The following is a 25,828-nucleotide window of genomic DNA, read 5'->3' on the forward strand; positions in this document are numbered from 1 at the left end:
ATCCCGCGCGTTCGTTCTGAATAAGCGCGAAAAACGCGCTTATTCAGGAACGCCCGAGCCAATAAGCGCGTTTTCCGCGCTTACAGCGAGAGCTCTGCGAGCCGAAGCTCGTTGGCGGAGTCTGAGAAGCCGAAAACCGACTTCTCAGCAGACTATCCCGCGCGTTCGTTCTGAATAAGCGCGGAAAACGCGCTTATTCAGGAGCGCCGATCCTATAAGCGCACTAGCAAATAAGCGCGAAAAACGCGCTTAAGCTGGAGCGGTCAAATAAAAAAAGGGAAGCTTTCCATCGGTACAACAAAAGCAGCACGCCCTCTGACAAGGAACGCACTGCTTTTTAAATAGCAATCTTGTTCTATCTTCTTGAAGCACCACCCGTATTAAATCAATTAAAGAGATCAGTTAATATAAACACGTATATGCTGTATCGCATTATAGCCATAACCTTTTACGTTCCAATCTGCCATTTCACTCTGAATGTTACCTGCTGCATCCTTAGCCCTGACCTTAATGTCGTACGTTCCGGATTCAGTTACCGTCCATTTCCAACACCAACGCCTCCAAGAATACGCTTCTTGTTGTTCCAACCAAGTTGCAGCATGCCAGGTGTTTCCATTGTCCGTACTTATCTCTACCAGAACGACTGGATCACTACCAGATATTGCTGTCCCCAATACCCAATTCTCTCCTTTTGCCAATACCTCCTGGTCTGTTGGTCGAGCAATAGTCGAATTTAGGCGAATGGTAGTAACCGGTTCAGGGGAGGTTGGAGTTAATTCTTTTCGATCAAACACATAATCTACGACTTGGAAAGGTCCTTGAAAGTGTTCCTCTATCACGACGATACGGTGTAGCCATTTGACTGAAGCCATACCATACCATCCTGGAACAATCAATCTAGCTGGATAACCATGACGGAAGGGCAGCGGTTTGTCATTCATGTATAGGGCTACAATCGTATCGGGATGCAAAGCCTGTTCCAGAGATAAACTTCTTGTATAGGAAAACACGCCTGGCATATCCGTTCGAATTCCCTTATCCATGCCCTCGAACGTCACTTCACGTGCATTCCTTTGAACGTCGGTTACATGCAATAAATCTTGAAGACGAACCCCTGTCCAAACCGCATGACTAATTGCTCCTAGTCCCCACTGCTCGCCGCGAGTTTTCGGTTCAAAAAATGACCTCTTATCTCCAACACACTCAAGTGTTGCAGGTAGTGAAACTTGAGTCATTTTTAAGAGATCATAATACCGAAAATACCTTGGTTTGTTTACACATCCTTCGATAGAAAGTCCCCAAGTACGCATGTCCACATTCGGATAGGGAAAATGGTTTCGGATATAAAACAGATGTTCCGGTGTGATTCGACTGGATAGTGACAGCATGGGGAATTCTTGATTTTCTGGCATGATTCTTCGTGTAATCAAATGAGGTGAATACAACAATTTAACCATCCTTTCGTAAGAACAAGATCTTACTAAAAGATATGGATCACATGTTGAATTGAGACTCCGACAGGCTTTAATAAAAGTCCCACAATTTTAGGGAAAGATAGGAAATATGAAAGCCATTTTAATAAAATAATACCGACAATCTAAAATAGTAAGAATTGTCGGCATCCCCAATAAAGAAATTAGTTTACAACAAATTCGATTACAATTGGAGTCGCAGGATCGAGTGCGTCACCGTTTGGGATGGTAATAGCAGTAGTGGTAGCGGTGGAAGTATCGGCTGCTTGAATCTGGGCATTAATGTAAAGATTATAATACGCAGGTGCAGTTGGAAATGCTGTGGCAGCAACACCAGCGTCATTAGTGGTGGCTGTTGCAAGAATATTATATGCAGCACCGACTCCAGTTCCATCCCCTGCTGTAGCCGTAAATCTTCTGGCAGCCATAAAGGGTTTTGTAATTGGCATTTATATCACCTCGCTTCTCTCAACTAGATTATGCTAATAATAGTAAAAGGGAAGGGCTAAGTAATTGAGTATCATAGATCATTTCAAAGAATTATTTGAGCTGAGAATCTAACGATTTCAAGAATAACTGGTGTACCTGAGTATAAAGTTTGATTGTTGAGATTTATGGTCAAGGCACTTTCATTTAAGCTATATATACTGCTTTCTTGTAATATCCCATTGATGTAAAGATTACTATAGCTATTTTGCCCATAGTCTGTAAATTTGGTTATGAATGATCCCTCATCATTGGTAAATTCATTAACTGGAATAATTACAAGGGACTGAGTATCTGAGTTCATAATATAAAAATATCTTTGAGCAGTTGGCAAAATGATGATGTCAGGGATGATGACAAGTCCTGGAGGGCCTGGAGGGCCTGGAATCCCTTGAATCCCTTGCAATCCTGGAGGTCCTTTATTGCCTTGCGGACCCGGTGGTCCCTGCATTCCCTGTAAACCGGTAACCTTAGGTTTTCTTTTGAAAATAATAACCTTTTTATGTTTTTTTCTTCTTTTTTGAGGGCAAACAGTAAATGTTTTCTTTTTACAATGTTTTGTTCGGCCATTTTTCGAGCACCCCAATTTCAATCTGGTTGTTCTAAGTAATTTCTTTTTAAGTAGTTGTTTTCTTGGCACTGTATTCTTCACCTCCCAGTGAAACATTCTATAATATGATATGGTCTATTAGAGGTATGGACTATAAACCAATAACTATTAGACTGCAACCTATTTTTAATAAAAATAGGTATAAAACTACTCCCCCCTAATTCTTTTTTCTTCCCAAATCCAAGGCTTTCCTCATACATTTTAAAAATAGACTTTAATCTGTAAACTCCGTTACCCGCCATGACGTCTTATTAATAAGGGGGTTAGCAATGAAAATAAAATGGACTGCTGCGACTTTGATCTGTTTGCTTCTGCTATCGGGGTGCCGCTTTGGAACAGTAAGTCATTCCAGTATCGATTGGGTAGATTTTCTTAAGCTTAATGGCATCATTTATCAGGGAACTAGTAATGCTGTGCTAATCGATCCCAGCAAAATCGGCAAAGAGATCGGTAAAGTGCGTTTTAAAGTAGAAGGAAATGTCCTTGACAGTGGATACATTATCAAGGATAGAGATGCTGCTTTTTTAGAAAAAGGAACGGCGATTTTTGAATTGATTGGGTACCCGAATTGGGAAGTGGTCGCTGTCGTGGATCTGTTTGGGGTTAATGGATATCGTATTTTTGTAGAACAAAATAAACAGTTTAACTTTGGTCAACCGGCTGAGGAGAAAGTAAAGAAGGTCCAAATTGCAGAAGTAGACCAACAGGGCAAAGAAGGGAAAGTCATAGCCGATCTTAGCTGGGGGAGCGCGTCTTTTTTTATGTCGGTATTGAACCGAAGCGTCCAATCAGATTCTTTTATACCTAGCCGAGTTCTTGGGGATTCGAAGAGTTATCAGTTATTGCTCGATACAGGAGAAGTGATTGGATACAAAAGCTATATTTATTTTGATGGAGATCACTACTATATGCAGGAGGGCAATCCGGTGATGTTGCCGAACGAAATTGCGTATTATTTCACGGGTGAACGAGATATTATTTTCAGAACAAATGAGATGGAATTTACTGTGCCTGGCAATGCAGTGACTGTTGCAAGCGGAGAAAAGATTAAGCGAGACGGCTCTTCTGATAACATTACGTTGGTCTCAAAGGATGGCAGCGAGGAACGATCATTGCTCTCAATAGTAGAAATTGCTAACCTTTGGGAGCGAATTCGCAAGGAAAAACCAGGTTCCGGCGAAGCCAAAACACTCTTGTATGCGGCAAGCCGTCCTACACCGATAAACGATGGGCACCTAATTGCTTTTGAGTCGAATAAAAATACAATCATGGATACTAAAAATTACTTTGATGTACTACTCATCGATTTAGACGGTCAGGGTGAAAAAGTGTTGATTCCAGGATCCAAATATGGATATTCCATGATCCTTGATGCTTTTGGTGATCGGCTTATAGCTTCGACAGAGAAACGTTCTTTATTGGATGTGAATGTGCAATCGGGAGTGATTCGAGAATATTCGATTAATGCTTATTTAGTAGCGTTGTCCAATGACGGACGGTACGTTCTGTATCGGAACATGGAGAATGACGCTATGGTTGGGAATGAACTATGGGCCTTTGACCTGGAGAAGGTGCAGAAGATTCCGTTAGGCCAAGTTCCTCAAGATTTTATCTACAACAAGGGAATTAAATAGTGCTGCAACGCATTTTCTGTTTCGACAAGTATTGAAAAAGGCCATCCTTTGCAGGATGGCCTTTTTCACACCTTCGATATTACTACTTAAACAAGAATTTTAGTCCGAATATGTCCATACATTAGATTATGCCCTCACTTGAAAGGAGTCCTTCTATGTGCAATTATCCAGTTAATAAGTCGGCCTCTTTTTCCCATTATAAAAGCCCACATACAATAGAAGTCCTAGGTACGGGAACAGCGGCTGCAGCTCCCGACAGGGCGGTAGTGGTGCTGGGAGCCATAACCGAAGGTCCTGTCTTACCTGCTGTCCAAACCGAAAACGCAAAGATCGTAACCACGATCATTCAGTCCTTATTAAAACTAAACATCCCCCGGGAAAAGATACAAACGTACGATTTTGGAATTGAAATTCAGTATGATTATCAAGAAGGGAAGCAAATTTTTCGAGGCTATAAAGTAACCCATCTCTTACAAATCACTAACGATAGAGTAGAACTGACAGGAATTATCGTTGACACTGCCGTTTCCAGTGGTGCCAATAACATCACCGACATTAAGTTTACGACTTCACAACCAGGATTTTACGAAAATCAGGCATTATCGCTTGCCATTCGAAATGCCCATCAAAAGGCAGTGACCATTGCAAATACACTGGGAGTTACTCTTGTCACAGTCCCCAGTCAAATCCAAGAAATTACCGGAACCGCTGAACCTATCCCTTATGCAGCTACCATGCTTTCCAAAAGTACCGTTACCCCGATCCAACCGGGACAATTAACGATTTATGCCAAAGTACGCGTGTGGTATCAGTTCGCAGACCGATAAATTAATCTCAAGATTAACTTACTTGAACTTGTCACTTCGATCCATCTCGCTACAACTTCTGCAAGCTTCTCTCTCTTATCCTCCACATTGCTCATATGACCGGATGGTTTCACTGATTCCACAACCTATCAACAAGCTTTAATTCCTTTTCTTCAAATTCTAGTCTATAAATATCAGGTTTAGAGGTCTGTTTCCAAAATTCGAATCCGTAACTAGAATCAAAATATTTCAATATGATCGTCATGATATTTCCGTGCGTGCCAATAGCGATTTTCTTGCCTTTAAAGTCGGACAGTAATTTCATAATTAATGGAATAGCCCGTTCCTGCGCCTGTCTTGTTGTTTCTCCTTCAGGCAGGCAAAAATCAATATCGACAAAAGATTGTTCAATTCCAATTAATAATTCCTCTTCGGATACTGCGTAATTCAAGCTAGCGATTGGTCTCTCGATAAGCTCTATGTATGGAATAATTTCTTTCTTTATTAGCTCTGCCAATGGACTAACCGTTTCTAATGCTCGAAAATAAGAACTTGAAACAATAACATCAATGTCTTCGTTACTTAATAACTCTGCCACTCTCTTAGCGTCTAATACTCCTTGTTCAGAAAGACTAGTGCCTCCTGATCTTTCATGTTCAATTGAAAATGGGGCTATCCCATGCCGAATAAAATAAATATAGGTTTTCATTACTTCTCCTTTCACTTGCATCTTTTCCCCGTAAATCTAATATTTTAAATCATAAGGAGGTGCCTAACGAAGTGGATAAAAAGAGTACTTGTCGACTTATCCGTTCGTCTCGAACTTATCATGGAAAACAAGGGCTTGATTATGCCGAAGCCATATCAAAGGAAAGCGTTGATGCTCAAGGGATCTGCATGCATTTATTGACTATTCCACCAGGAATAAGAGCGAAGGCTCACCTTCATCAAGATCATGAGACAGCCATTTATATGCTTCAAGGAAAATCCGCAATGTGGTATGGTGAGCAGCTTGAACTGCATATGGAATTGGATACGGGGGACTTTCTTTACATCCCAGCAGGGATGCCCCATCTCCCATATAATCCGAGTGAAACTGAGTCCTGCACGGCTCTGATTGCCCGTACTGATCCTAATGAACAGGAGAGCGTCCTCCTTCTTCCCGAACTCGAAGCAGCATTACAAAAGAAAGGAAAGGATTATTAGCTGATTAGCGATAGAGGCAGCAGATTTGTTAATCTACAATAAATAATTTGGCTCCAGTTTTCGTATAAGATCTGTGTGGATTTGCTTCATCAGCCACTTGATAACTGACTCCTGGCGTGAGTTTAAATTCTCTTCCATCTGAAAGTTCGGTATACAATTCACCTTCTAGTACTAACAGAACGTGACCTCTACTACACCAATGGTCAGCTATATAACCAGGCGTATATTCTACCATTCGCACCCTTATGTTTCCCATTTCAAATGTACGCCAATAAGCATTACCTTCAATTCCAGGATGTTGAGTAGCGCTTATTTCACTCCAGTCAATTGTGCAAAATGGAACATCCGTTATTTTCATAAAATGGTCCCCCTATCCTATATTAAAAATAAGGTTGAACACGACTTGTGTCCAGCCTTATTTCCATTTTTTCCAATAAGCTTTTTAATCAATTACTGTGTAACGGTAATAACCATAGCGGTTAATCCCCTACTATTTATAGAAGCATCAGTTATACCGTTAGCTGAACCTGTAATTGTAAACGAGTAATTATAGGTTCCTGGACCCGGATTATCCACCCAAGTTAGAGAAGTCGTTACAGCTGCTTGCGGAAAAAAGGGCTGACCCTGATTTTGGATCATTACAGCATGATCCGTTGTAACGATGTCTCCTTGATTTCTGGAAATGGCGCTATCCACTGAATAATTTTGAACGATGATAAAATTAATATTCGCAAATGCATCTAATTTGACCATCTGATTAGTCAGCAATGTAATTGGGGGTAAAATTAACTCTGTCGTAGCGTCTCCCGACCCTTGGATAATGATAAATGGGACAGGTGTATTGCTTCCTGCAAATCGAACATCGACAATTCCAGAAGGTCCTGGCATCCCAGTAGGGCCTTCCTCTCCTTGTGGACCCGTTAACCCTTGGACTCCCGCTGGCCCTTGGAGCCCAATCGGTCCCTGGGGACCGGCAGCATCACCTGCTTGACTAGCAGCTGCTGCTACGTTTAATGCACTAGCACCAATCAATTGCACAATGTTCGATGTAATATTGTTGACGACGCTGGGAGCAAGTTTGTCTAGTGTGATGGCCCTCCTTGCTATCTTGGATCCATTAACAGATCTTTGAGCAAGTTCCCTACTCGTTACCGCCCTCCTTCCTAATCTGTCGGATGTTATGGGCTGTTCAAGCTTCTTAACATCTCTCCTCAAAGCTTGCATGTCATTATCTACGCTTGATAACGTCCGTCTTCGGGCCAATGCCATCATCCTTTCTCATATCCTTTAAGGTATAACAAACTACCCACATTATATGAGGAAGGCGATAAGACACGGCACGATGTTTGTCTTGGTTCATTCATCTAATGTTCAAGTCGTTAATTTAGCATATACCCCAAAGAACAGCATCACTTCTCCAATAATCATGTAATTGGGTAAAAGAAAAAACATATCCACCGTGAAAAAAATCCCAAGTAACCCTACCAATAACACTAAGTGATATATACCAAGTCTTTGATGTGCGTGTCGATATTTATGGAAAACCAACGTGGTTGAGAAAAAGTAAAGCAGTACAGATCCAAAAATAAAACTTAGCATAAATGAATAATTTAATTGTTTCAAAAACAACAATTGGATCGATGCTGCAATCATACACATGGATAAATAAATGAATAAATGGCCATAAATGATGGTTTGCCCGGCAGTTTCTAATGTCTTATTCACTTTCTTTTCAACATTATCAAAATACTGCCACCATATAGCAATAATTAATAAAAAAGTGATTGACGCAAATACAATAGATTGCCACGTCCAGTCACTAGACTGCAAGACTGCAAGTATACTGATTACGGATTCACCAAGAAGAATGAGTGTAAACAAAGAGAAGCGCTCTAATAGATGATGCGTATTTATAGGGCTTTTCACCAAGTAGTGCCGACCGATTAATGGGAGCAAAATGTCTACTGTAATTCCCGCATACAATACTGCATAACGAATCCATGAGTCGAAGAAAAGTGAGCAAGAAGATATCACCAATCCAATCCAAAAGCGACTCCCTAAATAACGGGCAGTGATCTTTCGATGTGATTCTTCTTTTTTATGTACGGAAAGATATTGGATCGCCGTCATCGCTCTTAAACCAATATAGCCTATTAAGAAGGGAACATAGTATTGGTCAAAATTAACCGATAGACTGGCCGTCATGATGAGTACAAAAAATAATTGTAGAATCAGAAATATTCGGTGAGATAAGATGTCTCGTCCAAATCGGTTCACAAAGAGGGATTGCCCAACCCAAGCCCACCAAATCGGAACAAATATGAGGACGAATTTGGCTAAATATTCAACTGGAATGGCTCCATTTTCGACATGTAATAAGACATGACTTGCCTTTGAAACTGCCGCTACAAAAAGCAGATCATAGAAAAGTTCCAGCCAGGTAACTTTCTTCTCAGCAAATGCTTTGATTTGTTTCATCATTCTGCTCCTTTGGTTTGGATGTGATTTAATAAAACGCTATCCACATTTTAGCATATAGGCTTATCAAATGATGAAACTTTCTGGTGTTTCAATGTATTTCACGTCATTAAGGTTCCCACAAATTGGAAAGCAACTAACACCCACGCAGATGCGTCTATATATTATCAAAGAAAACTTAGTAAGGGTGTATAAACATGAAAATTAGAACAAGTTTCCTTACAGGCACAGCTATTACGCTGCTGTCTATGATGTTACTCCAGACAACATCAGCACAAGCCGCGGTGAATCCGTCGCCTTCTGTATTTCTAGATGGGCATCCGATGTCATTCCAGACTCCTCCCGTTATCGAAAACGGCTATAGCCTCGTCCCAATGCGTGCCATTTTTGAGGCTGAGGGTGCAAAAATTTCTTGGGATGAGAACACTAGAACAGTTACTGCCAATAAAGATGGCATTCTCCTTACATACCGAATCGGAGAAACATCTGCATATAAAAACCAAGAACGGCTGGAGATACCCGTGCCAGGCAAAATTATAGACGGGTTTACTATGGTTCCGGTGCGATTTATTAGCGAAACGTTAGGCAATCTCGTGAAATGGCATGAATATTCCCGTTCGATTACGATTTCATCAGCTCATGACTATGAAACCACTATCGAATATGGCGTCAACCTACGTGACTCTCCAGGTAAAGATACGGATACCCGCGTCCTCCGTATGCTTCCGAAAAGCGAGAAAGTCCACGTAATCCGAGAAATCGACGGAAATTGGCTGGAGGTACAGACCAAAGACAATACAATTGGCTTCATCTCGGCCACACCGATGTATTCCGATTACACAAGCCCGGCGTTGGCCGAGAAGAAAGCGGATGAGTTGATCACTTTCGGGTCCAAATTTTTGGGAACCCCTTACGAGTTCGGTGCCGCTTCCGGCCAAACTAATACGTTCGATTGCTCTTCATTCGTCCGACATGTTTTTAACGAAGTTCTGTCCATCGATCTGCCACGAGTCTCTTACGACCAAGCCCAGAAAGGAAAAGAAATCGAAATCGACCAAATACGCAAAGGCGATCTGCTGTTCTTCAGCGCTCGTGGGCTCGATATCGGTCACGTAGGCATCTATGCGGGAGACGGGAAAATCCTTCAAACTTATTCGAAAGAGCTCGGCGTTCACATCACTAACTTCGATGAAAAATGGAAAAAGCGTTTTGTTACGGCCAGGAGATTATTCTAAATGAGGGTGAGTCAAGATTAGCTAAGATTGATGCGATTATCATGAACAGCAAAAGTCTTCACCTCATCTCAAAGTAATACCCTCATCCTTGATGGAGATAGTCCATTCATCGCGAGAAATTAGTTACGAAAATAAGCCTAGTTAGTTCAGCAAATTCTGAACTAATTAGGCTTATCTTTTTCACGAAATCATATCGGTGTTTTTATTATTTCGGTACTGAGAGAAGGTTTGGTTGCTTTTTCTTGGCAAAGATCGATTGGTAATCGGCCTGCATGCCCTCCATCGGTAGAACAGAAAAGTGTACAATGTCGAATACTTCACTTACTTTTCTCTGAATGTGCTCATCTTCGTAGAAGGCGAAAAAGCGCTGAGGTCTATACGTGTCATTCTCCCATATCCCTTCGCTTTCGTACCCGCCATACAGGCCCAAGTACAAGAAACCGTTTGGCTTCAGGACTCGCTCCATATTGGTTAGAACTTGCAGGAAACTATCCTTCGGTACATGAAGCAGAGCATTCATCGTCCATATAGCGTCAAACGACTCTGGCTCCACATCCAAGGTGTAGAAATCCATGGCAAAGGCTTCAAGTCCTTTTTGAAGGCAAATGTTCACCATCTCATCGGATAAATCAACGCAAGTGACTTGGCATCCATGATTTTTCAAATAAATCGCTTGATGGCCAGGACCACTTCCAAGATCCAAAATCCGTTGCCCACTTCCCTTAGCAACTGCCTGCAGCCTAGCCAAAAAACGATCCATCTCATCTACTTTCCACGACTGAACTGTATCCCCATCCCGCAATCGAGCCTGTTGATCATAGCTCATCTTGAGCGTTGCCTTTACCTCAGGATCCATCGGCGTTTTCTCCTATCCAAACGATCGATATGTAAGCTGAATGTTTTACATTACAATGGTTTTTTGAGCTGCATCCACGAGCATATCAAACCACTCGTCGTCTTCCAGCAAGTCTTCAACAGCTTCAATATCCTCTTCTTTTCCTGATTCCTGTAAAAAGTGAAGGGCGTAGCTCCAGTCATCTTTACCTCGTTTGCTTTGCAGGGTAATTTCGTACGGATGTTCATGGCCTTCCACCTTGAATTGAACTTGCCCAAGGTAGCCTTCTTCTTTGCTGTGTTCCATGCTCGCTTTAAGTATTTCAATCATGTTCATCATCCTTTTCTATTCGTTGTAACCAAGTCCAAATCGTATTCATCGTGGTCTGCAGGTTCGTTGCTTCATTCCATATATAGGGATTGTGATCTCTGAAATAATCGGCATGTCCACCTATTAACGGTAAAGTTTGTCGATGAGATGGAGCATGTTTCATGCCATTCCAACGGCGTAATCCCAAGCGTATTCTCATCCAGCCACCCCATGTGCCCAGTCTAGGAACTGGATCATTGGATTTATCCAACTGATTAGCAGCATCAAGATAAAGAACACGGCTCTTTAACGATGGAGGAATCGCACATTTCGGCGAGCCAATTTGGACCACACCGAGGATGGAAACCCCCTCTTTCATAAGGGCATCGGCCGCCAGAATAGAAGCCACAGCCCCTGCACTATGTCCGATTAGCAGCAATTGCTGTTTAGGGACCTGGTTGTCTTTGATCAACTTCAACAAGCTTTTGCCACCATAATGAGACCTTTTCCGATGTGCATTGTTCCATAGATCACTGGTAATTTCTCGGAGCTGCACTTGCTTTCGCCGCGTCCAATCGCCATACGGATAATGGATAACGACTTGGACACGTGAACCTGCTTGTTCAAAACGAGCAGCTAGTTCCGCGGCGAAAGCATCGAGGAAATAAGGCGCTGTGGCAAAACCAGCAGATACATAAATGACGAATTCCTCCGGTTCGGAGTGGATTGTCATGGCTTGCTCAGTTCCCTTCTCGTGCAAATTAGGTTAGGAACGCGGTTTAGCTCGATTTGTCGGCATCGCCGCCATCGGATCGTCCGGCCAATAATGCTTGGGGTACCGGCCTTTGAGATCTTTTTTGACTTCGAAATAAGCATCCCGCCAGAAGCTCGCCAAATCCTTCGTCACCTGAACAGGACGCTGAGCAGGCGATAATAAGTGTAAGGTCACAGGTACCCTACCCTTTGCGATCCGAGGGGTATCGGCTAAACCAAACATTTCTTGCAATCGAACCGATAAAGCAGGCGACTCACTGACGCTATAATCAACGGGAATTCGGGAACCGCTAGGTACCTGAATGTGCGTTGGCGCCCATTCTTCTAACCATCGACGCTGCTCCCATGTTAGCATTTCTTCTAATATACTTGTCAAGTTAAGACGCCCTAAAGCCCCCTTGCTTTTCAAACCGTAAAGATGGGGCCCCAGCCAGTCCTCTAAGGAAGCAAGCAAATTGGCATCCCCCATATCTGGCCATTCTACATCAAATCGATGTAAAAACATAACTCGCTGTTGAAGCTGCCTCGCACTACGAGTCCAAGGCAGCAGCTCCAAAGATTCTGCCTGAATTCCGGATATCAAAGCTTGCAGCACCAAGTCTGGGTTTGGATCCTGCAATGGGTTTTCTTTGAGGATAATCGCACCTAACCGAAGGCGCTCTCTTGCTTTAACGGAACCCGTTGCCTGTTCCCATATCACTTCTTGCTCTTTCAGCAAGCGGTCCTCAAAGGCTTCAAGCAGCTCGTCCTCCTGTATCGGAGCAGCCAAATAAATACGGCTCTCCGCTCCGTTATCGTCCAGCTCAGCGGCGACGAGATAACGCTCGTTCGAGAGCGACTGCAGCTCGGGCAGCACAGCACCGCGCCCGCTGCTGAGCAAGAACCGACCTGTCGACCGCCGCTGCGCGACGCGGTCGGGATAAGCGAATGCGAGCAGCAATCCGCTCGCATTCGCTTTATTCCCGCTCGGCCGGATCCCGAGCTGCTGCATGAGCACTTTGGCTTCCGCCGCGATGCGGCGGCATAAGCCAAAGTCAACGTCTGCGCGCTGCTCGCCCTGCGCAGCGCGCCAGAGCACTTCGATGCGGGTGCGAATATCCGCATCTCGACCCTCAGCAGCGCGCATGAAATCGCGCTCGCTCAGCATTACGGCGAGCTCGCACGCTAGCGCGCCGAGCTCAAGCGGTATGGCTTGCAGCACCATGTGCGCAAGCCGCGGGTGCAGCGGGAGCGACGCTAGGCGTTTGCCGTGCGCGCTCAAGCCCCCGTCCTCGTGCAGCGCGCCCAGCTGCACGAGCAGTTCCCGCGCCTGCTGATAAGCAGCAGCAGGCGGCGGGTCTAGCCAGACCAGCGAAGCTGGGTCTGGCACGCCCCAGGCAGCCAGCTCCAGCGCGAGCGGCGCCAGATCCGCTTCGCGGATCTCTGGCGTGCTGCTCAGCGGGAGCTGCCGCTGCTCGGTCTCGGTCCACAGGCGGTAACACACGCCTGGACCGAGCCGACCGGCACGGCCTCTGCGCTGATCCGCAGAGGCGACAGACACAGGCACCGTCGTCAGACGGGTCATGCCGGTGCGTGGCGAGAAGCGGGGCACTCGCATGAGCCCGCTGTCGATAACGACCGTGACGCCTTCGACGGTCAAGCTTGTCTCGGCAATTGAAGTGGCCAGCACAACCTTCCTGTGCCCTGGCGAACATACTGCCAGCGCTTGATCCTGCGCCTCTTGGGAGAGATTACCATAAAGAGGTGCGATCTCTATCTCTTTTCCTAATTTAAGCGCAGCAAGATTGTTAGCAACACGATGAATTTCAGCTGCTCCCGGGAGAAAAACAAGCAAGCTGCCTTCATTCATTTGCAAGGCCCGTTGGATGCTAGTTACTACCACCTGTTCTATTCTACTCGTCATTTTCGCATCCAGATAATGAGTGACAACAGGATACGTTCGTCCTTCACTTTGAATAATCGGTGCATGATCCAGCATGGCCGAAACCGAGTTCGCCTCAATCGTAGCCGACATAATCAGAATTCGCAGATCCTCACGCAAAAGGGTTTGTGATTGCCTGCTAAGCGCCAACCCCAAATCTGCATGTAAGCTGCGTTCATGAAACTCATCAAAAATAACAGCCCCCACCCCTTCCAAGGCAGGATCTGTTTGAAGCATGCGCGTAAGCACACCTTCCGTTATCACTTCAATTCGCGTGTTCGGTCCAACCCTCGAGTCATTTTTCACCCGATAACCAATGGTCTGCCCAACTTCTTCACCACGAAGCTTAGACATATATCGAGCAGCCGCACGAGCTGCAAGTCTTCTAGGCTCAAGCATGAGTATCTTTTGGTTTTGCAACCAAGTCTCTTGCAGAATAGCAAGCGGTACTTGCGTTGTTTTGCCCGCACCAGGCTGAGCGACCAATATTGTGCATGGATTTGTTCGTATGGCTTCTTTCAATTGAGGAAGCACGGTTTCAATCGGTAACGAGTTCATTAGTTTTCACTCCGAGGCTTCTGTCAGTCTTGTTATCGCTTGTTCCATGCGTTTCGTGCGGGTTTCCGTCATTTCAAGTCTGGACTCATTTAATTAACGACATTAATTATAAATGAGGTGAAGTTTATAATGTCGAATATTGTTCGGATTTCTCCTTGCAAAAACTGTTCCTCATCAATTCAATCGTGTATACTAGATTAGAAACTGGTCACTAAAGGAGAACTTTAAGATGAATGTACATGAAGCGATATCCAAACATTCGAATGCACAGCACCTACATCTCGTTAGGTTTGCAGAGCTAGATGCACAGCGTGAGCAAGCTATTGACGCTGCTGTTGATCTGTGCAGAAGCGGGCTCCCTTTTAACGTTGATGCGATCAACGCCGTAACAGCCCAAATCATCGCCCATGCCAAAGAAGGTATTTCTCCGCTCCGTTCTTATGTAACTGAAGATATGGTGCGTGATTACGTAAACAAAGGTTAAGGAGATAAGTATCCGATGGGTGTTCTAACTTTTATTTCAATGCTAATTATGGGATCGGCATTCAGTGCCGGATTCTTGCTTTTGTTTAAGCGAAAAATAGCTCTTGGTATTGTCTGTATCGGACTCTCCATTGTCTGTTATATCGCATATGCTTACATAGCGAACAAGTATTTCGTCTAAAAAATGATATGTACGCTAATAGAGAACCGATTGGGTCACCCGATACGGTTCTTTTTCATTCAGACCATCCATTTTCCCTTAGTGTACGAAACACAAGATCAAAATAAGCGACTGGATGCGGCACCAAATGATCTAGGGTCAGAAGCAGATTTGTTTGATCTAGCTCGCTTTCGATCCCCATTTTATAACCACTTGCCATTATTTCTTTTGTTTCTTGATGAACTAAGCGCTCAAGGTCAACGACACTTACTGCGAACAGACCGCTTACCTCATCTGGCTGAAGAATATAACGATTCAGTGGTTGGTCGCAGCGATATATAAACACATGACAAAACTCACGATCAATCAGTTGATCCGAAATCAGATCTTCTTCTGCAAATACCCCGCAAGGGATTAAATCACTGAAATCGACCTTCAGCCCAAGCTCCTCCTCAAGCTCCCTCACACCGTCTTCTGTGGTTTCTCCGGCTGCAAGATGTCCGGCGCTAGAAATGTCCAGCAAGTTCGGAAACAGATCCTTCTCTGGATGTCTTAACTGGAGTAAGAGACTAGGTTCTTTCCCTTCTAGGCTAACAATCCAACACTGAAAAGTGCGATGCCACAGCCCCTTCGCGTGCACTTCTGAGCGCGGAGCAACCCCAAGCTTATTCATCTTTTCATCATAGATATCAAACAGCTCTTCGGACTTGTTCAAATGACTCATGTTCTCCCCTCAGAACCTTCTATGTACCGCTACCTGCGTGTTATTTTTTTCGTCATTTTCATGGCATAGAGGTCTTCTTCCAATGAACTCATTCTTTCCATCAAGGTCTTGCCTGCATCTTCTATGGCCTGGTTATAAATAGGTGCAGCCAATTGTTGAAGCATATAATCGATTAATTGTTCCGTGGCCAAACGTCCTAATTCAATATTATGGTCCAACTCCAGATGGCCTTGCAAATCCTCAATCAACAATTCCTTCTCTTCTTTCGCTAATTTCAATGGTTTCATAAGAGCACCTCACTCAAAAATAGACAAATCGATTTCTTGAAACCGGCTTACTTCTTTTACCCAACGCTCCGCAACATAATGGGTATGCACCGGATGAACATTGTAAGCTTCATAAGCTGCTTTATCTGCAAATACCATTGAAAATCCGAAATCATAATCTGTCTTTGTGCTAACTTGACGAAACACTTCAAATTGCTCAACCCCAGGTATTGCCGCAAGTTCTTGAGCACTGCTTTTTAGAAATTGTTCGGCTTCCAGCGTATCTTTACCTGCGTGTAAATTAAATATCACCATATGTTTGATACTTGCCTGATTCATAGGTCTCTCTTCTCCTTTTTTCTCCATCTTTCTATCCATTATAGCGGATTTTGTATCAACGAACTATATAACCTCTTTGCTTCTTCCATGCTCGACTCCGACTTGCTTAAAGCTTGCTCTAACTCGTTACATAATCGATTCACTTCCATCGCTTTATCTTCTACTTGTTTTGAAGTTTCGTGAATCTTACCTTGAACCAACCAATCCGTTAATAATCCGTCAAAGAAGTAATCTGAGAATTTGAGAAATTCGCTAATATGGCTATCTATAGATAACGTCATATGGACATCCTTAAGTTCCTTCTCAAAACGGCTTAGTCTACTCTGAGCAGTGTGTACATGATCCATTGCTTCATCAATTTTTCCGTGTTTGATATGCGTTGACAGCATGCCGCCGCCGAGCATATCATAAGTGCCCCAATTGCGTGCAGAACGAAGTGATTCAGCTGCTAATTGCAAATATTTCAGGACTGAGTCTCCTGCGCTTAACGCTTCTTTAAGCTCTTTGATTTGTAATTGAAATTCCGCTATCCGTTCAGAGAGCTCCCGCAGCTGTCCGCTCTTCCCCGAGTCATTAGCATGAATATAGGATTCAATTCGGAGAGTCAGATCTTCCACTTCTAGGTCCCAAAATCGCACGGAATGGAGCTTGTTCCGAATCTCTTGTATCTCTTGCTCAAGATGATCCCTTCGACGAACAGCTTCATTATATCTAAATTTCAATTCCAGCAGTTCTTGTTCCTCAACAGCCAGCTTCTCTGCTTTCTTGTTCATTAAATCATACAGAAAGCTGGTAAAGCTGTGAGTTTTCAATTTTTCTACATCTCTTTTTTCTTTGATGAGCTGTTCTTCCCAAATGACAATATGATCTTTAGAGTTACTCCATTCTCTTTCTAAATCCGCTAAACGAACCGACCAAATGGCTTGCAACCGGCCATTTTCTTTGGCTGCTGCCAATCTTTGCACAAGCTCTCGAATCATATTCCACCATCCCTTACGCGATTCATCTACTCTAATAGACGACGTCCAGCTTTCATTGGTTTCATCAACTTTCCTTTTTATGGAGAATAAAAACAACCATAAGTGTACACGTTAAAGCTGAACGTTAAACTGCCCTTGAAAGGATGAACGACATGGAAAACGAGAAGCATAGAGGCAAATACAAAGGCACAACGAATATGAATGCGAAAAATCAAGATATGGCTTTCGTGAACGACACATTAGAAAATGCACCCAATACAACACCTGTCAACATAGCGGAAGACGACATCAGTGAAGGTAACGAAGAGCGGCAATTGAATCAGAAATAAGGAGACATTCTTCCATGTTGAGCAGTCTGCTATTCCTAAAGTTAGGGATAGCCGTCTGCTTTTTTTGCTTTGTGCAACTTGGCATCTCCCTCAGCTTACGATACTATGGAATGAGTATTTAGTCTTGGGGAGGTTGTTACATTGGAGGAAGTCATCATTATAGGTGCGGGTCCTTGCGGTTTGTCAGCCGCTATCGCCTTGCAGCGCGAAGGCCTTTCACCTTTACTTATAGAAAAAAGCTGCATCGTAAATGCCATTTATTTATATCCTACCTATTTACAGTTTTTCAGCACACCCGAGCTGTTGGAAATTGGCGGTTATCCGTTCACAACACCTCATGAAAAACCTTATCGCCAAGAAGCTTTGGTCTACTACAGAGAGGTTGCGCGCAGAGAACAGCTGCGAATTCGTTCTTATGAGGAAGTTGTTTCTATCGAACAATTAGAGACGGGATTTATGGTGCATACGGAGGATCAATTTGGGAAAAAGGCAGCCTATAACACTCGCAATGTCATCGTAGCTACCGGCTACTTTGATCATCCTAATTTGCTCGGTATTCCTGGTGAAGAACTGCCAAAGACAACGCATTATTATAAAGAAGCCCATCCTTATGCAGGGGCAAAAGTAGCCGTTATTGGCGGAAACAACTCCGCTGTCGATGCTGCCATGGATTTGCTCAGAGTTGGCGCTGAAGTTACGGTGGTTTACCGCGGCAAGGACTTCTCAGCCAACATTAAACCGTGGGTTCGTCCGATTTTTGAAAGTATGGTGAAAAAAGGTCGTATTCGCATGTGGTTCGATTCCCAAGTGGAACGTATTGATGAGCATACCATTGCCGTGCGAAAAGCAACCGAACACGTCACTTTAGACAATGACTTCGTTCTTGCCCTAACCGGATTTCGGCCGGATCGTGGACTTCTGACCTCCATCGGTGTACAATTCCACGAAGAAACCAACGCTCCTCTTGTTCAACCTGACACGATGGAAACGAACATCCCTGGTTTATATGTAGCTGGTGTTGTCGCTTCATCTAAATATGATGCGAACGAAATTTTCATTGAAACAGGCCGTATGCATGGTCTGGCAATCACGAAGCATATCGTTTCCAGAACGAACCTCCAATCCAATTGATTGGAGGTTTTTTTCTCCACATAAGAAAGTAATAGATTTCGGCATTCCGAAAGCAACTTTCTTATTGGCGAATAAACCTTCCTCTAAGCGCGGTCGCTCATCTTCGAATGACTACGATAAAGGTTTATCTCATATGAAAATATTTCCCACTTTTCATAGATTCCTCTTCCATTACGAACACTTGTTTGCTATAATGTAAATAAGAACAAATGTTCCAATTAGATGAGGAGGTAGTTAACATGATGAACACCAGTCACAATTTCCGTTTTATCGAGAGAGATTATTGGTACCACAAGGCATTGTGTGACACTGACCATCTTCTTCCCGGACAGATTGACGCCATGCTTGACGAAGCACACACCCACTACGCCGATTATACGTTCAAGTTTTATGACGATGGTTCGGTGACAATCATAGATAACGACACAAATAATCGCATTAAACCTCGCGAACTAACTGGAGCCGTATATGACTTCTACATTCGCAAGCGTATTTATTTAATTAAAACCAATCTAATGGAGAAGCAACTCCAATACGCCTGATTGAAGCACAAAAAGGCCATCTGATTTGGACAATCGTCCTATCAGATGGCCTTTTCTCTACACTTTATTTATATCGAAAGCAGGTTTGGTTGTGATCGTTCACCATGCCAACCGCTTGCATATAAGCATAACAAATCGTCGAACCTACAAACTTGAAACCACGCTTCTTTAAGTCTTTACTCATGGCATCGGAGATTTCTGATGTAGCAGGAACTTGACTCATATCCGTCCATTGATTGTTGATCGGCTTTCCACCAACGAACCCCCAGATATAGGAATCAAACGTGCCAAACTCTGCTTGCACCTTTAGAAAGGCTTTCGCATTCTGAACAACAGACGCTATTTTCAAGCGATTGCGTACGATCCCTGTATTCTCAAGAAGTTCATTAAGCTTCTTATCGTCATAGTTGACAATAATGTGTGGATCAAACCCGTCGAACGCTTCACGGTAGCCCTCTCTCTTCTTCAGAATCGTATACCAGCTCAGTCCCGCTTGTGCGCCTTCCAGATTAAGCATCTCGAACAAATGGCGATCATCATGGACAGGAACCCCCCATTCATGATCATGGTAATCGATATATAACGGATCTTCATTAACCCAACCGCATCTAGTAGTCATTTAAACACTCACCTTATATAGAAATCGAACATGTGTTCTATATCATTATAAAACCTATACGAATAGATGTCCAGTTAGATTTAATTAGAAAAAGCGAGATGAAGGAATACTGTAGAATTGTTTGGTATTATTCAAAAGCGTTTGTGCCGCTTTTTCCGCTGGCAGTCCTTTTAGAAGAGCTATCTGTTCAATGACAGCATGGATCATGCGTGGATGCGTCTGCTGCCCCTCAAAGGGGCCTTCGAAAGGCCATGGACCATCCGTTTCGACCATTAACAGCGCAATCGGATAATCACGAACAAGTGTACGTATTTCCTCTTCGTACAGAACGTCCGGTGTTATGGAGATAAAGTAGCCAGCTTGAATCATTCGCTCCACCGTTGAATGTGATCCTTTGAACCAGTGAAAATGAGCCTTTTTAATGCCATGCTTCTCAAGTAAGTCGCACACAACATCAGCATCCTCGTACACAGCGTGCAAGACGACCGGTTTATCCAAATCCGCTGCCAGCTTCAAGAAACTCTCAAGCAGCGCAATGTAAGGCGTTAATTCAAAAACACGTCCCTTTGCTTCAGCATCAAGCCTCATATAATAAGGCAAACCAATTTCACCAACAGCGATCATCCTAGACGAATGCTCACGAATCCATCCGATTAAATCTTTCAACTGATCTTCTGTAGGCAATTCTTGTTCAGGATGGAAACCATAGGCTGCAAAAACTTGCTCTGGGGCTTGCTTCAGAAGACGCTCCGTTGCCTTACAAGATTCCAGGTGCCTCGACACTGCTATCAGTGCTTCGATGTGGTGCTCTGCTAATTCCGCTATCAGACTCGTTGCAGCTGTTTCCGTGTACATATCAAGATGAATATGAGCATCAATGGCTTTTATCATACGTAATCTCCTGACGCAAAAGCCCTTGTATATACTGCCGGAGCTCTTGAAATTTCGATTCAAGCATGACGGACTCTTGACGCGGCCTTGCAAACGGAATAACCAACTCTTCTATGATTTTGGCAGGTTTGTTAGACAGTACATAGATACGATCTGATAGAAACAGTGCTTCTTCAATACTATGCGTTACAAATAAAATGGAGTGCTTATTCTGTTCCCATATATTAAGCAGCCACGCCTGCATGTCTTGCCGGGTGAGTGCGTCTAATGAGCCGAACGGCTCGTCCAGACACATGAGTTCCTGTGGACTAAGCAAAGCTCTCAGAAAAGAGACACGCTGCTGCATCCCTCCAGAAAGTACATGCGGAAGCTCTTGCTCATAGCCGCCTAATCCAACCTTTGGCAACCACTCTCTTGCTTTGGCTAACGCGTCTGTTCGCGTTTCTCCTGCAACTTCCTGAGCAAGTGCTACGTTGGACTCAATAGAACGCCAAGGGAACAAGGCAGGCTGCTGCGGCATGTAAGAGATTAGGCCTTTTGAGCCGGTCACATTCACGCCATCCAGCCACACTTCCCCTGAAGTAGGATTTACTAGTCCGCCGATAATGTGAAAAAGGGTGCTCTTTCCGCTACCTGATGGGCCGATAAGTGAAACGAACTCACCCTCTTTGACATGTAAAGAAATATCTGCAAGCACGGATACGCGCTGTTTTTTACCAGGGAACGTTTGATGAATGCCTCTAAGTTCTAATTTACTCATGAACTCATCTCCCCTTTCTTAAGACGACCGTTTCGCGTTCCATCGGATGACGAGCTTCTCAAGCCCTGCGATGAGCCAGAAGAAGAGTAAGCTGAGCGTGACAATCATCAGAATAGCAACAAATTCACGGTCAGCGCGGAACGCCGATTTTTGCAAAATCATATAATAGCCCAATCCAACGCCTCCACCAAGCCACTCGGCAATTACGGCCCCCATCACACTGTATGTAGCCGATATTTTGAGTCCCGTGAAGAGAAATGGCAAAGCATGCGGCAGCTCTAATTTATAAAAGATTTGCTGTTTGCTGGCGCCGATCATCTGCATGTAGTTGTACATACTGCGGTCCGTTTGCATAAAGCCGTCCAAGGTAGACATCGTTACAGGAAAAAAGCAAACAAGTGAGATTAATAGAATTTTAGGTAAAATGCCAAAACCAAATAAAATGATGAGCAGCGGCCCCAGCGCAATAGTCGGGACATTTTGAGATAAAATAAGGAGCGGGTAAAAACCAGCCTTTAACGCAGGCACCCGATGTAAGCAGCTAGCAACAATTATGCCGCCTGTTACACCAACACTAAACCCAATCAACATCAAACGCAGTGTGGCGAATGTGTGCATCCATACTCTTGGCATATCCGTCGTGCCGTCTTTCCATATTTTAAGCGGACTAGGCAGCAGCCAGCTTGCTGTACCTCCCCAAGTCACGGCAAGCTGCCATAAAAGCAGCAGAAGGATGACCACAACAATTGGTGGCCACCCCGCTTTGAACCAGCGATGCTGTTTCATTATCTATATTTCTCCGTCAGCTTGTCCATAGAAGCACCCGACGGATTGAAGTAAATTTTCACCTGCGAAATTACGTTAGGACTGCCCATCTCAATCATCGCGGCATTCATATCTTGAATGATCGCCAGAAGTTGGTCAAGCTCCCCTTCCATCGTCGTTTCCAGCGGAGATACGAAATACTTCACGCCAGACTTGGCAATGACTTCAATTGCACGATCTACATAGGGGATGACATCTTCATTGTTTTTCGTTTTCGGGATGATTTGAATACTGACAAGTGCATTAGCCACTATAAGTGCCTCCTCCAACTAATCGTGTTATTTTGAGTTTTCCGGTAAGAATTTGTTCGTGAATGCAGCATCTGCATCGATATTTTTCTCGAGCAGCTTATGATCTAGCATCCAATTCGCATAGTTTTCCCATACGGATTTTTTTTGTTCTCCCCAACGAGCAGCATCATCTTGATAACGTGGGCTGAGCCATTTTTGACTGGCAAGCACAAGTTTTTTATCTAGATCAGGAACCGCTTTGATCAAAATATTAGCAGCGTCTTCAGGCTTGCTGATAGCAAATTGGTACCCTTTTGATGCGGCAGCCATGAAGGCTTTCACGAGCTCAGGCTTCTCTTTGATCATTTTCTCATTCGTCGCAAGAACCGGTGTATAGTAATCCAGTTTATCCGAATATTTGTTCAAATAAATCATGTTCATCGGCTCGCCGCGCAGCTCGGCATCTACACCTGTCCAAGCATAGTAAATCCAAGCGAAATCAATATCCCGTTTCACGGCTGTGAAATAATCCGCATCACCGATGTTCACAATCTTAACTTTGCTCGGATCCGCTTTCTCGGTTTGCATAAGCGAGTCGATCATTGAACTTTCTACCGGTGCGCCCCAACCGCCATACGTTTTTCCCTCGAAATCCTTAGGTGACTTGATGTTTTTCGCTACCGGCGATGCAAAACCGGATGTGTTATGTTGAATCACCGCAGCAATGGAAACCAACGGCACTCCTTGAATTCGTCCTTGTGTAATGCTTTCTTGGTAGCTGACACCGAATTCCGCAGCACCTGAAGCAACCATCGCATCGGCTCCGCCTTCGCCGGGAGCAATAATTTCTACATTCAGTCCCTCTTTTTCAAAAAAGCCTTGATCCTTTGCGACGTATAACCCTGTATGGTTCGTATTTGGTGTCCAGTCCAGAACGACCTTCACGTTCGTTAACGGCTTGGCCGTTTGTTTTGCTGGCTGTTCTGCCATCTTATTGCCGCAACCTGCCAAGGCGACCGTTAAGCTTACTAGCATAAGTGGTGCAATTTTCTTCCATTTCATTCTTTGTTTCCCCTCTCCACATCTCTTTTTAACCACAAGAAAAAGCCCCCGTTTTCCGGGAGCGCCATGAGTAGAAAATGATAAACCCATTCGATACAGATCGAATGAACGTGCATTTATGTGAGTTCTCTACGCTGGCATTACCCAGATCAGATTAACGGTGAGTGACAATGACGGTCACAATCTCAGCCTGACTTCTCAAGCTCCCGTGGGTTCTTATTGGTTTGTTTATACCATACCTCATGTTCGTACTTATTGCAAACAGAAATGATAACTACCTAACGGTATTATGATGCATGTACAGCTTTTATGAGGTTTTACGAATATTCTTATTTTGTTCAAAAAATGCATGTTGCATTGAAGTTGTTCAAAGTCTATATACATGTAAGTGAGTATCCGTGGTTACCGAAGTTGTATTTTCTGCAACAATTTCCACTCCCAAAGAGTATTTTTTAGTAAAAGTTGTAGTTTGTACAACACTTCTAACCCATTTACTGGAAAATGACCATTATTGGGTCCAAATTGTTGCACTTTATACAATAATCGTTAAGGAAAGGCGCTATATCGGCAGCAATTGTTGTACTTTCTACAACATCATCCATCGAGAGTCTGGATCCAGTCCTTCACCAACCATTAAAACAAGAAAACCGCCATTCACCTTATGAATGCACCCCCCCAGAATTTTCATCGGTTTAACCCAGAGGTTTTTCCAATGTCTATTCTAAGGAGCGCGCTTTAAAGGAACAGTGATCTTTATTAATATGTCTAATTTTTGGCAAGAGTCAATTGCCATGTGACTCCAAAACGATCACCAACCCAACCAAACTTTTCACTAAATGGGTAGGCTCCTAATGGCATGAGCACGGTGCCGTCTTGCGCTAACTTCTCATACACACGATCAATTTCCTCTTCACTATCACATGTGACATACAATGAAATCGCAGGTGTAAAAGTGAAATCATGCTTCACATAGCTATCTATGCACATAAATACCTGTCCATGAAGTGAAAATGTGGCGTGCAGAACACTTCCCTCGGGGCCAGCCTCACCCGCTCCATAGCGCTTTATGGTCAATATCTCAGATTGGTCAAATAAAGAGGTATAGAAATTCATGGCTTCCTCAGCTTGCCCGGTAAACATTAAAAACGTAGTAATTTTTTGATTCGATTTTTCCACGTATACAGCTCCTTACAGTCAATTAAGTAACCATTCTTTCATCTGTGATCCCATTCGTTTCGCATCCTGATACCCAAGCTCGTGCAACGCTTCTAGTTTCTTAGGATCCTTTTCCATACGGCCTACTACTACTTTAGACGAAGGTCGTATAACGATCGCACTTCCATCTGCTTCCATTCGTTCAATGGTTTCTAAGGTTCCATTATAGATTTCACTTCGATTGACAAGTACATTTACAAGTCCGTTATAAGCCGGATAGAAGCTTTTAGCTAGCCACCGTTGTTTAAATGGAGTCTTACGATACCCCTGTTCCTTGGTCAGTACGATGATATGCTTTTTGTTCCCGTCAGCGAGCGACTTCTTCACAGGAATCGGATCTACTAAGCCACCGTCAAACAAGGTCCGACCATCATAATGAATGGGTGTGGCTACAAATGGCAATGAACTTGAAGCTTGAACAATCGGCATGGTCTGCTGCATGAGCTGATGCTTCGTGTAATAAATGGGTTCGCCCGTATGTGCATCGGTTGTACCGATGGCGAACTGCTGCGGCGAGTTATAGAAAGCATCGTAATCAAACGGCACCAACTTATTTGGCAGCTCATTAAAAATGAAATCCATCCCAAATATGCTTTTATGACGGAATAAATTGCGATAGCTTAAATATCGGTGATCCCTAATATAACCAATCGTTACTTTTTTATTACGCCCAGGTTGTTTGGAAATATACGAAACGGCGTTGCATGCCCCTGCGGATACACCAACCACATAAGGAAAATATAAATCCTGTTCCATAAAGTATTCCAAGACTCCTGCGGTGTATACGCCTCGCATACCTCCGCCTTCCAGTACGAGTCCAATTCCTTCCATGGTCACACCTTCTTTCTCTTTCTCTCTGTCTCTAGCCCCTTTCTAGCATACAGGAAATGTCAATTAAAAGAAAAGCTCCTCCATCTCCGTAAAAGAGACAAAGAAGCAGATTTCATA

At 43.8% G+C, this 25,828-nt stretch carries 32 protein-coding genes; 9 read left to right on the top strand and 23 right to left on the bottom strand.

Features of this window, described 5'->3' with window-relative positions; translation table 11 throughout:
* Nucleotides 1–398 precede the first annotated feature (398 nt).
* The 3 genes from GC102_RS08325 to GC102_RS40295 form a co-directional block, all read right to left on the bottom strand.
* Nucleotides 399–1,445 (bottom strand): sulfite oxidase, encoded by a 1,047-nt coding sequence (locus GC102_RS08325; protein ID WP_171689082.1) that lies wholly within the window; start codon nt 1,443–1,445, stop codon nt 399–401.
* Nucleotides 1,446–1,636: 191 nt separating this feature from the next.
* Nucleotides 1,637–1,921 carry a DUF4183 domain-containing protein gene (locus tag GC102_RS08330; RefSeq protein ID WP_047677634.1) on the bottom strand — a complete coding sequence of 95 codons (285 nt, stop codon included), beginning with the start codon at nt 1,919–1,921 and terminating at the stop codon, nt 1,637–1,639.
* An 83-nt stretch (nt 1,922–2,004) separates the two neighbouring features.
* Nucleotides 2,005–2,598 carry a DUF4183 domain-containing protein gene (locus tag GC102_RS40295; RefSeq protein WP_216627992.1) on the bottom strand — a complete coding sequence of 198 codons (594 nt, stop codon included), beginning with the start codon at nt 2,596–2,598 and terminating at the stop codon, nt 2,005–2,007.
* Between the two features lie 239 nt (nt 2,599–2,837).
* Between GC102_RS40295 and GC102_RS08340 the strand changes: the two genes are divergently transcribed.
* Both GC102_RS08340 and GC102_RS08345 read left to right on the top strand, forming a co-directional pair.
* Nucleotides 2,838–4,202 (top strand): TolB-like translocation protein, encoded by a 1,365-nt coding sequence (locus GC102_RS08340; protein ID WP_171689084.1) that lies wholly within the window; start codon nt 2,838–2,840, stop codon nt 4,200–4,202.
* A 155-nt stretch (nt 4,203–4,357) separates the two neighbouring features.
* A complete protein-coding gene (locus GC102_RS08345; RefSeq protein WP_171689085.1) occupies nt 4,358–5,029 on the top strand; it encodes an SIMPL domain-containing protein in 672 nt (223 codons plus the stop codon).
* A gap of 109 nt (nt 5,030–5,138) precedes the next feature.
* Here GC102_RS08345 and GC102_RS08350 read toward each other — a convergent pair whose 3' ends face one another.
* On the bottom strand, nt 5,139–5,717 hold the full coding sequence (locus GC102_RS08350; protein WP_171689086.1) for a histidine phosphatase family protein: 579 nt from the start codon (nt 5,715–5,717) through the stop codon (nt 5,139–5,141).
* A gap of 71 nt (nt 5,718–5,788) precedes the next feature.
* Here GC102_RS08350 and GC102_RS08355 point away from each other — a divergent pair, with 71 nt between their 5' ends.
* Nucleotides 5,789–6,214, top strand: coding sequence for a cupin domain-containing protein (locus GC102_RS08355; protein ID WP_171689087.1), 426 nt, complete (start codon nt 5,789–5,791; stop codon nt 6,212–6,214).
* A 28-nt stretch (nt 6,215–6,242) separates the two neighbouring features.
* Here GC102_RS08355 and GC102_RS08360 read toward each other — a convergent pair whose 3' ends face one another.
* The 3 genes from GC102_RS08360 to GC102_RS08370 form a co-directional block, all read right to left on the bottom strand.
* The gene (locus GC102_RS08360) at nt 6,243–6,572 is read right to left on the bottom strand and encodes a DHCW motif cupin fold protein (protein WP_171689088.1); all 330 of its coding nucleotides are present in this window, start codon (nt 6,570–6,572) and stop codon (nt 6,243–6,245) included.
* Nucleotides 6,573–6,664: 92 nt separating this feature from the next.
* A complete protein-coding gene (locus GC102_RS08365) occupies nt 6,665–7,486 on the bottom strand; it encodes a collagen-like triple helix repeat-containing protein (RefSeq protein ID WP_171689089.1) in 822 nt (273 codons plus the stop codon).
* A 99-nt stretch (nt 7,487–7,585) separates the two neighbouring features.
* A complete protein-coding gene (locus GC102_RS08370; RefSeq protein WP_171689090.1) occupies nt 7,586–8,692 on the bottom strand; it encodes a low temperature requirement protein A in 1,107 nt (368 codons plus the stop codon).
* 197 nt (nt 8,693–8,889) lie between these two features.
* Here GC102_RS08370 and GC102_RS08375 point away from each other — a divergent pair, with 197 nt between their 5' ends.
* Entirely contained in the window at nt 8,890–9,927 is a 1,038-nt protein-coding gene (locus tag GC102_RS08375) for a stalk domain-containing protein (RefSeq protein WP_171689091.1), read from the top strand.
* A gap of 205 nt (nt 9,928–10,132) precedes the next feature.
* Here the strand turns inward: GC102_RS08375 and GC102_RS08380 are convergent, their stop codons facing one another.
* From GC102_RS08380 to hrpB, 4 genes are read right to left on the bottom strand one after another with little or no spacing between them, the layout of a single operon-like run.
* The gene (locus GC102_RS08380) at nt 10,133–10,783 is read right to left on the bottom strand and encodes a class I SAM-dependent methyltransferase (RefSeq protein ID WP_171689092.1); all 651 of its coding nucleotides are present in this window, start codon (nt 10,781–10,783) and stop codon (nt 10,133–10,135) included.
* 45 nt (nt 10,784–10,828) lie between these two features.
* On the bottom strand, nt 10,829–11,092 hold the full coding sequence (locus tag GC102_RS08385; protein WP_312883199.1) for a hypothetical protein: 264 nt from the start codon (nt 11,090–11,092) through the stop codon (nt 10,829–10,831).
* Nucleotides 11,085–11,804, bottom strand: a complete 720-nt coding sequence (locus tag GC102_RS08390) for a lipase family protein (protein ID WP_171689093.1) — start codon at nt 11,802–11,804, stop codon at nt 11,085–11,087. Before GC102_RS08390 ends, GC102_RS08385 begins: the two co-directional genes overlap by 8 nt.
* Before the next feature lie 33 nt (nt 11,805–11,837).
* Entirely contained in the window at nt 11,838–14,324 is a 2,487-nt protein-coding gene (gene hrpB / locus GC102_RS08395) for an ATP-dependent helicase HrpB (RefSeq protein ID WP_171689094.1), read from the bottom strand.
* 229 nt (nt 14,325–14,553) lie between these two features.
* On the opposite strand from hrpB, the gene GC102_RS08400 reads away from it, so the two are divergent.
* Nucleotides 14,554–14,808, top strand: coding sequence for a YpbS family protein (locus GC102_RS08400; protein WP_057302708.1), 255 nt, complete (start codon nt 14,554–14,556; stop codon nt 14,806–14,808).
* Nucleotides 14,809–14,823: 15 nt separating this feature from the next.
* Nucleotides 14,824–14,988: a hypothetical protein gene (locus GC102_RS08405; RefSeq protein WP_171689095.1), complete on the top strand. Its 165-nt coding sequence runs from the start codon at nt 14,824–14,826 to the stop codon at nt 14,986–14,988.
* Between the two features lie 55 nt (nt 14,989–15,043).
* Here the strand turns inward: GC102_RS08405 and GC102_RS08410 are convergent, their stop codons facing one another.
* Genes GC102_RS08410 through GC102_RS08425 form a run of 4 tightly spaced genes read right to left on the bottom strand, consistent with a single transcriptional unit; the run spans nt 15,044 to nt 17,276 of the window.
* Nucleotides 15,044–15,691: an NUDIX hydrolase gene (locus GC102_RS08410; protein ID WP_246320804.1), complete on the bottom strand. Its 648-nt coding sequence runs from the start codon at nt 15,689–15,691 to the stop codon at nt 15,044–15,046.
* 29 nt (nt 15,692–15,720) lie between these two features.
* Nucleotides 15,721–15,978: a DUF2164 domain-containing protein gene (locus GC102_RS08415; protein WP_047677672.1), complete on the bottom strand. Its 258-nt coding sequence runs from the start codon at nt 15,976–15,978 to the stop codon at nt 15,721–15,723.
* 9 nt (nt 15,979–15,987) lie between these two features.
* Nucleotides 15,988–16,296, bottom strand: a complete 309-nt coding sequence (locus GC102_RS08420) for a Dabb family protein (protein WP_171689096.1) — start codon at nt 16,294–16,296, stop codon at nt 15,988–15,990.
* 38 nt (nt 16,297–16,334) lie between these two features.
* On the bottom strand, nt 16,335–17,276 hold the full coding sequence (locus GC102_RS08425; protein WP_171689097.1) for a hypothetical protein: 942 nt from the start codon (nt 17,274–17,276) through the stop codon (nt 16,335–16,337).
* A 152-nt stretch (nt 17,277–17,428) separates the two neighbouring features.
* Here GC102_RS08425 and GC102_RS08430 point away from each other — a divergent pair, with 152 nt between their 5' ends.
* The 3 genes from GC102_RS08430 (at nt 17,429) to GC102_RS08440 (ending at nt 19,278) form a co-directional block, all read left to right on the top strand.
* Nucleotides 17,429–17,605: a hypothetical protein gene (locus GC102_RS08430; protein ID WP_164826781.1), complete on the top strand. Its 177-nt coding sequence runs from the start codon at nt 17,429–17,431 to the stop codon at nt 17,603–17,605.
* 141 nt (nt 17,606–17,746) lie between these two features.
* The gene (locus GC102_RS08435) at nt 17,747–18,736 is read left to right on the top strand and encodes a YpdA family putative bacillithiol disulfide reductase (protein WP_171689098.1); all 990 of its coding nucleotides are present in this window, start codon (nt 17,747–17,749) and stop codon (nt 18,734–18,736) included.
* A gap of 239 nt (nt 18,737–18,975) precedes the next feature.
* Nucleotides 18,976–19,278 carry a hypothetical protein gene (locus GC102_RS08440; protein WP_235550974.1) on the top strand — a complete coding sequence of 101 codons (303 nt, stop codon included), beginning with the start codon at nt 18,976–18,978 and terminating at the stop codon, nt 19,276–19,278.
* A 64-nt stretch (nt 19,279–19,342) separates the two neighbouring features.
* Here the strand turns inward: GC102_RS08440 and GC102_RS08445 are convergent, their stop codons facing one another.
* The 8 genes from GC102_RS08445 to GC102_RS08480 all read right to left on the bottom strand — a co-directional run bounded on the left by GC102_RS08445 (nt 19,343) and on the right by GC102_RS08480 (nt 25,711).
* On the bottom strand, nt 19,343–19,897 hold the full coding sequence (locus GC102_RS08445) for a DNA-3-methyladenine glycosylase I (protein ID WP_171689099.1): 555 nt from the start codon (nt 19,895–19,897) through the stop codon (nt 19,343–19,345).
* Nucleotides 19,898–19,981: 84 nt separating this feature from the next.
* Nucleotides 19,982–20,788, bottom strand: a complete 807-nt coding sequence (locus GC102_RS08450) for a TatD family hydrolase (protein WP_171689100.1) — start codon at nt 20,786–20,788, stop codon at nt 19,982–19,984.
* On the bottom strand, nt 20,772–21,548 hold the full coding sequence (locus tag GC102_RS08455) for an ABC transporter ATP-binding protein (protein ID WP_171689101.1): 777 nt from the start codon (nt 21,546–21,548) through the stop codon (nt 20,772–20,774). Before GC102_RS08455 ends, GC102_RS08450 begins: the two co-directional genes overlap by 17 nt.
* Before the next feature lie 18 nt (nt 21,549–21,566).
* Nucleotides 21,567–22,334, bottom strand: coding sequence for an ABC transporter permease (locus tag GC102_RS08460; protein WP_171689102.1), 768 nt, complete (start codon nt 22,332–22,334; stop codon nt 21,567–21,569).
* Nucleotides 22,334–22,624 (bottom strand): thiamine-binding protein, encoded by a 291-nt coding sequence (locus GC102_RS08465; protein ID WP_029194191.1) that lies wholly within the window; start codon nt 22,622–22,624, stop codon nt 22,334–22,336. Before GC102_RS08465 ends, GC102_RS08460 begins: the two co-directional genes overlap by 1 nt.
* Before the next feature lie 27 nt (nt 22,625–22,651).
* Entirely contained in the window at nt 22,652–23,665 is a 1,014-nt protein-coding gene (locus GC102_RS08470; protein WP_171689103.1) for an ABC transporter substrate-binding protein, read from the bottom strand.
* Between the two features lie 765 nt (nt 23,666–24,430).
* Nucleotides 24,431–24,841 (bottom strand): VOC family protein, encoded by a 411-nt coding sequence (locus GC102_RS08475; RefSeq protein ID WP_171689104.1) that lies wholly within the window; start codon nt 24,839–24,841, stop codon nt 24,431–24,433.
* An 18-nt stretch (nt 24,842–24,859) separates the two neighbouring features.
* Complete coding sequence (locus tag GC102_RS08480; RefSeq protein ID WP_171689105.1) at nt 24,860–25,711, bottom strand: patatin-like phospholipase family protein; 852 nt, start codon at nt 25,709–25,711, stop codon at nt 24,860–24,862.
* Nucleotides 25,712–25,828: the final 117 nt, after the last annotated feature.

The organism is Paenibacillus germinis (assembly GCF_013141785.1).
Classification (GTDB): Bacteria; Bacillota; Bacilli; order Paenibacillales; family NBRC-103111; genus Paenibacillus_E; species Paenibacillus_E phytorum.